General features: G+C 72.7%; 7 protein-coding genes. All 7 read left to right on the forward strand.

Going from position 1 to position 5,933, the window contains the following annotated elements; genetic code table 11:
• Nucleotides 1-36: 36 nt before the first annotated feature.
• The 7 genes from LQV45_RS15965 to LQV45_RS15995 all read left to right on the forward strand — a co-directional run bounded on the left by LQV45_RS15965 (nt 37) and on the right by LQV45_RS15995 (nt 5,848).
• The gene (locus tag LQV45_RS15965; RefSeq protein WP_230007885.1) at nt 37-222 is read left to right on the forward strand and encodes a hypothetical protein; all 186 of its coding nucleotides are present in this window, start codon (nt 37-39) and stop codon (nt 220-222) included.
• Between the two features lie 230 nt (nt 223-452).
• Complete coding sequence (locus tag LQV45_RS15970; protein WP_138177209.1) at nt 453-746, forward strand: GNAT family N-acetyltransferase; 294 nt, start codon at nt 453-455, stop codon at nt 744-746.
• Nucleotides 747-837: 91 nt separating this feature from the next.
• Entirely contained in the window at nt 838-1,047 is a 210-nt protein-coding gene (locus tag LQV45_RS15975; protein WP_138177212.1) for a hypothetical protein, read from the forward strand.
• A gap of 1 nt (nt 1,048) precedes the next feature.
• Nucleotides 1,049-1,366 (forward strand): hypothetical protein, encoded by a 318-nt coding sequence (locus tag LQV45_RS15980; RefSeq protein ID WP_230007886.1) that lies wholly within the window; start codon nt 1,049-1,051, stop codon nt 1,364-1,366.
• Between the two features lie 67 nt (nt 1,367-1,433).
• Nucleotides 1,434-2,588 (forward strand): exonuclease SbcCD subunit D, encoded by a 1,155-nt coding sequence (locus LQV45_RS15985; protein ID WP_230007887.1) that lies wholly within the window; start codon nt 1,434-1,436, stop codon nt 2,586-2,588.
• Complete coding sequence (locus tag LQV45_RS15990) at nt 2,585-5,656, forward strand: AAA family ATPase (protein ID WP_230007888.1); 3,072 nt, start codon at nt 2,585-2,587, stop codon at nt 5,654-5,656. Before LQV45_RS15985 ends, LQV45_RS15990 begins: the two co-directional genes overlap by 4 nt.
• Before the next feature lie 9 nt (nt 5,657-5,665).
• Complete coding sequence (locus LQV45_RS15995; protein WP_138177224.1) at nt 5,666-5,848, forward strand: hypothetical protein; 183 nt, start codon at nt 5,666-5,668, stop codon at nt 5,846-5,848.
• The last annotated feature ends 85 nt before the right edge of the window (nt 5,849-5,933 follow it).

Raw genomic sequence — 5,933 nt, forward strand, 5'->3', positions numbered from 1 at the left:
GAACGGCGGAGATCGACATGAGGAAGGTGTCCTTCAGTGGTGAACCCGGGCGTCGAGTATGCGGGGTTCGACGGGAGGTGTGTGGCCGAGCGGCCGGAGCGCGGTGCCCGCGAGCGCGTGATCGACGCGGAAGGCGGACGACCGGGCGACGACGCCGGCGTTCAGAAGCGCGGGGTCGTCGGAGCGAGGGTCGCTGTTAGCGGCACATTCGACAACACATGACAACGCGGCCGGGCATCATCATGCCGGCAGTCCCGTTCGCCTCCCGGGCGGACAGAGAAAGCGCGTTGACAGTCATGGGGGTGATTATGACCTACCGTGTCGGATCACGTCAAATCATGACAGGCCGAGAATGTGGCATCCTGCTGTGTTTGCCGGAACGAGCTGAGCGTTCATCGAGCACAATGCTCTCCCGGCGCCGTGGGCGACGGAGCGGCGTACGGTGATGTTCCATGACCGATCTCCGTTTCGCCGACGACCGGGCCGCCTCGCGGTACACGCTGCACGACGGCGACGACCTGGTGTCCGTGCTGGACTACCGCGACGACGGACGCACGATCGCCCTCACGCGCGCCTTCACCATTCCGACCTTCCGCGGGAAGGGCTACGCCGCGGTCGTCGTGGAGCGGGCCGTGGATGCGATCGAGAGCGCGGGCGATCGCGAAATCTTGCCCGTGTGCTGGTACGTGGGGGAGTGGTTCCAGGCCCACCCCGAACGGGCCGGGCTGCTGCACGCCCGGTCCTGAGCGCGTCCGGTACCCACGCCCCCGGAGTCCGTCAACCCCCGCCGTCCTGCGGCGGGTCGGCGGGAAGCTGGAGTCGGTGAAAGGGGATGCCATGACCCACGATCGCGACCTGCCCGAAGGCGTCATCGACGCGATTCCGCCGGGAGGCTGGGAGAGCGGCGACGTCGCCGATGGCGAGACCGCCGAGCAGAACGCCCACGCGAAGGGGTCCCCGCGTCTGAACGACGCCGAGCCCTCGGACCCCATCGAGGGCGATGCCGCCAGCCAGGGCATCGACCCCGACATGAGCACGGAGGAATGACATGACCGACCACACCCGCAGCCCCGAGCCCTCGGACGGCCCCGAGGGCGGTGCCGCCGCCGCCGACTCGGTCGGTGGTGCTCTGCACGAGGATCGGAATGTCTCGCGGCCGGACGAGCAGTCCGAGCCGGCGATGGACACGCACCCCACCGACGATGCGGCGCGCATCGACGGTGTCGTCGTCCAGACGCGCGCCGACGTGGGCGACGCCCCCGAGGAGCGCATCGCCGACGTCCTGCGACAGCGTTTCGCCGACATCGGACTCGATCTCGGTGACGACCGGATCCGCGCGCTGGCGGCCGAGGTCGCCGGCGGCTGACGCTCGACGCGGGCGACCCGCGCACCGGCTGAGCGCCGATGTCGGAGCCCCGACGTACCGTGTCAGCATGCGGATCCTGCACACCTCGGACTGGCACATCGGACGGTCGTTCCACGGCCACTCGACGCTCGACGCGCTCGCCGAGGTGCTTGATGTCCTGGTCGGGCAGGTGCGCGCGTACGACGTCGACGTCGTCATGGTCGCGGGCGACGTGTTCGACTCGGCGGCGCCGTCGGCCGCGTGCTACCCGCTGCTGACGCGCACGCTCGCGGCCCTCGCCGACGCCGGGGCGCGTGTCGTCGTCACGTCCGGCAACCACGATTCGGCAGCTCGGCTGGGTTTCCAGTCCGCCCTGCTCCGGTCCGAGATCACCGTGGTCACCGACCCGCTGTCCGTCGGCACGCCGATCACGATCGACGATGCGCACGGCCCGGTGCACTTCTACGGCATCCCGTATCTCGAACCGGCGATCGTCCGGCACCTGTGGGAGGGCGTCGAACTGCGCAGCCAGGCGCAGACGATCGGTCACGCGATGGAGCTCGTCCGCCGCGACGCCGCCGCGCGCGGCGGCCGGTCGGTGGCGATCGCGCACTGCTTCGCCGCGGGGGTCGAGGCGACCCCCGGAGTCGAGCGAGAGATCCGGCAGGGCGGGATCGACAACGTCCCCCTGCCGGCGTTCGACGGCCCCGACTACGTCGCCCTCGGCCACATCCACGGACGTCAGCAGCTCTCCGACCGCGTGCGCTACGCGGGAGCGCCGCTGCACTACAGCTTCGGCGAGGCGAGCAAGCCGCGCGGCTCGTGGCTCGTGGACCTGGATGCCACGGGCCTGGCCGCCGTGGAGTGGCTGGCCTTGCCCGTGCCGCGCCCGCTCGTCGTCCTCCGCGCACCCTTCGACGACCTGCTGAGCGATGATGCCCTCGAGGCGCACGTCGATCACTGGGTGCGCGCGGAGTACACCGACGCCACCCCGCAGCTCGACCCGATGCGGCGCCTGCAGGCCCGGTTCCCGTGGTGCGCGACGGTCGCGCACACCCCGGCCGAGCCCCGACGCGATGACGGTCTCGGCTACGCCCGCCGCGTGCGCGCGGCCCGTGACGAGGCCGAGATCATCGACGCTTTCCTCACGCACGTGCGCGAGGGAGAGGGAGCCTCCGAGGCCGAACGCGAGCTCATCCGCGAGGTGCTCGACTCCCGTGCGGTGACCGAGGCCCGGTCATGAAGCTGCATCGTCTCGAACTCGAGGGATTCGGTCCGTTCCTCGAACGTCAGGTCGTCGACTTCGACGCGTTCGCCGACGACGGCATCTTCCTCATCTCCGGTCGTACCGGCGCGGGCAAGTCGAGCGTGCTCGACGGTGTCTGCTACGGGCTGTACGGCGGGGTGCCCCGCTACGATGGAGCCGAACGACGGCTGCGCAGCGACCATTGCGGCCTCGACGATCCCACGAGCGTCACGGTCGAGTTCAGCGCCGACGGGCAGCGGTGGCGGGTGACGCGCTCGCCCGAGTACGAGCGTCCGAAGCGCAACGGCACCGGCACCACGAAGGAGCCGCATCGCGCAACCCTCGAGGTGCGCGAGTCCGGAGTGTGGACGGGTGTGGCCGCGCGGCCGGTCGACGTCGCCGCGCGACTCGACGAGATCCTCGGGCTCACTCAGCAGCAGTTCCTCCAGGTCATCCTGCTGGCGCAGAACCGGTTCGCCCGGTTCCTCCTCGCCAAGAACGACGAACGCCAGGCGCTGTTGCGCACGCTCTTCGGCACGCGCTCGTTCGAGCAGTACGCCGTCGCCCTCGACGACCGCCGCAAGCGGGCCGCCGAACGCCTCTCGGCAGAGGGCGCCGAGGTCTCGACGCTCATCGACGAAGCCGAGCGCATGATCGCGGCCTTCGACGCCGCGGCGACACCCGACGGCAGCCGAGAGCCGGAATCGACCGACGGCGGCGACGGCGAGGACCCGCCGACGGGCCCCGTCGCCGGTATCGCCGAGCGCGTCGCGCGCGTGGTCCGCGGCGTCGAACGGATGGAATACCGCGTCGATGCCCTCGGGAACGAACGGGAGACGGCCACCGCGGCGCTCGACACGGCGCTCGCCGCCGAACGCGCGGCGACGGTCGTGCACGATCGGCAGGTCGAGCGTCGGAGCGCGCGTGACGAGCTCGATGTCCTCGAGTCCGATGCCGACCGCGTCGGCGTCCTCCGTGCCGAGTCCTTCGCCGCGGCGGCGGCCGAGACGCTGCGGGCCCCCCTCGACGCGGTCGATCGAGCGGAACGTGCGCGCACGCAGGCCGAAGCCCGATGGACCGAGACCGTGGCCGCCGCCGAGGCGCTCGGCGAGTCCGGGCTCGAGACCCCCGCGGCCCTTTCCGCGCGCGACGACGAGCTCACCGCGCTTCTCGCGCGCGTCGACGAGGCGCTCGTCCTCGAGGGCGATCTCGGTGCGGCCGACGACGAGCTCGCTGTGCGGCAGCGGGCGATGGAAAGCGCCGAGACCCGCGGTCAGGCTCTTGCGGCCCGCCGTTCCACCGCGCCGGCGGAGCGGGATGCGCTCGACGAGCGCCTGTCGACGCTCGCCGGATCGGCGGCCCGGAGGGATGCCGCGCTCGCGGAGCGGGCCGAGGTCTCGCGCCGCATCGAAGCGGCCATCGAGGCCGAACACATGAACGAGGAGCGCGAGAAAGCCGACCTGGCCTCGCTCGTGCGCGCCGATGACCTGCAGCGCGCCGTCGAGGCGTGGAGCTCCCTCCTGCGCCGACGACTGGCGGGCGCGGCCGGCGAACTGGCCCACTCGCTGGTCGAGGGCGAGCCGTGCCCCGTCTGCGGATCGGCGGAGCACCCGCGACCCGCCGACGGGACCGACGCTCCCGTCACCGACGCCGAGGTGTCGGCGGCCGAGGAGCGCAAGAACGCCGCCGCCGAACAGGATCGCCTGGCCTCCGACGCATCACGTGTCGCGCGCGACGCTCACGCTCTCGCCGCCGCTCGAGCCGGCGGAGAGAGCGTCGCGGCGCTCCGCGAACGGCGAAGCGTCATCGACGCCGCGCTCGCCCGCGCCGAGGCCGACGCCGCCGAGCACGACCGGCTCATCGTCGAGCGCGCCGCCGCACTCGAGCGCGACGCGGCCGACGCCGCCGAGAGCGACCGGCTCGCCCGCGAACTCGCCGACGCCCGCCAGGAGCTCGCACTGAGCCTCCAGCGGGTCGAGGCGCTGCGCGTCGAGGTCACCGAGGCACGCGGCGCGTTCGCCACCGTGCGTGAACGTCGTCGCGACGTGGCGACCCGCCGCGATGCCGTGCGCGCGGTGAGCGCAGCCCGCAGCGACCACGACGCGCGCGTGCGCGCCGCAGCCGACTCCCGCGCGGCCCTCGACGCCCTCCTCGCGGAGAGCGTCTTCGCCGACGAGTCCGCGGCGCGCGCCGCGCTGCGCGACCCCGGCACGCGCCGTGCCCTCGAGGAGGAGGTGAGCGAGCACGCGGCATCCCTCGCGGCCACGCGTCGGCGCCTGCTCGAACTCGAGCTGCTCCTCGTGGGGGCATCCGACGAACCGATCGATCTCGCTCCCGCCGTGGCCGCGGTCGCCGCGGCTCGCGCGGGCGTCGAGGCCGCGGCCGCCGCGCACGCCGCCGCCTCGGCCGCTGCCGTGCACGTCCGCGACCTCGCCGAGCGGGCCGACGCCCGCAGCGCCGCCGTGGCCCGGCTCTCCGACGCGCACGCGGTCATCGCGCGCCTCGCCGACACGCTGGCCGGTCGCGCCCCGAACACCCGCCGCATGACGCTCGAGACCTTCGTCCTCGCCGCCGAGCTCGAAGAGATCGTGGATGCCGCGAACCTCCGGCTCGACCACATGTCGGCCGGTCGCTACCGCCTCCAGCACACCGACGCCTTGGCGGCGCGGGGTGCCGCGAGCGGCCTCGGGCTCGAGGTCATGGACGCGTTCACGGGGCAGTGCCGTCCACCGCAGTCGCTCTCGGGTGGCGAGACCTTCCTCGCCTCCCTGGCGCTGGCCCTGGGACTGGCCGAGGTCGTCACGGCGCGGGCGGGCGGCATCCGCCTCGACACGCTGTTCATCGACGAGGGGTTCGGCTCGCTCGACGACGAGACCCTCGATCTCGCGATGCGCACCCTCGACGAGCTGCGGCAGGGCGGGCGCACGGTGGGCGTCATCAGCCACGTCGCGTCGATGAAGGACCAGCTGCCGGCACAGGTACGCGTCTCGGCCACCCCGCGCGGACCGAGCATCATCCGTCAGGACGCGGCGACGGTGGGCGCTTTCGCAGGCGCGTCCTCGTAGGCTGAGAGCATGCGCACGAACACCCTCTGGACCGTTCTCGGTGTCATCGCCGCCGTGGTCATCGCGTGGTTCCTGGTCAACGTGCTGCTGTCGCTCGTCGGCTTCGTCTTCAAGGTGCTGCTCGTCGCGATCGTGGCCGTCGTGGTCTTCTTCGTGCTGCGGGCCGTGTTCTCCCGGCGCGACGTCGACTGACCCGGAACGTCGGGCCTGCCCGGCGCGCGGGCGGCTCGGCCCGAGTACGCAAGCCCGGCCGAGGTGTCCCCGGCCGGGAGTAGCC

The sequence above is a fragment of the Microbacterium sp. Bi128 genome (assembly GCF_918698205.1).

Bases quoted from the DNA above. Each gene is read 5' to 3' on its own strand.
- LQV45_RS15980 (WP_230007886.1), top strand. From the start codon at position 1,049: ATGACCGACCACACCCGCAGCCCCGAGCCCTCGGACGGCCCCGAGGGC.
- LQV45_RS15985 (WP_230007887.1), top strand. From the start codon at position 1,434: ATGCGGATCCTGCACACCTCGGACTGGCACATCGGACGGTCGTTCCAC.
- LQV45_RS15990 (WP_230007888.1), top strand. From the start codon at position 2,585: ATGAAGCTGCATCGTCTCGAACTCGAGGGATTCGGTCCGTTCCTCGAA.
- LQV45_RS15995 (WP_138177224.1), top strand. From the start codon at position 5,666: ATGCGCACGAACACCCTCTGGACCGTTCTCGGTGTCATCGCCGCCGTG.
- LQV45_RS15970 (WP_138177209.1), top strand. From the start codon at position 453: ATGACCGATCTCCGTTTCGCCGACGACCGGGCCGCCTCGCGGTACACG.
- LQV45_RS15975 (WP_138177212.1), top strand. From the start codon at position 838: ATGACCCACGATCGCGACCTGCCCGAAGGCGTCATCGACGCGATTCCG.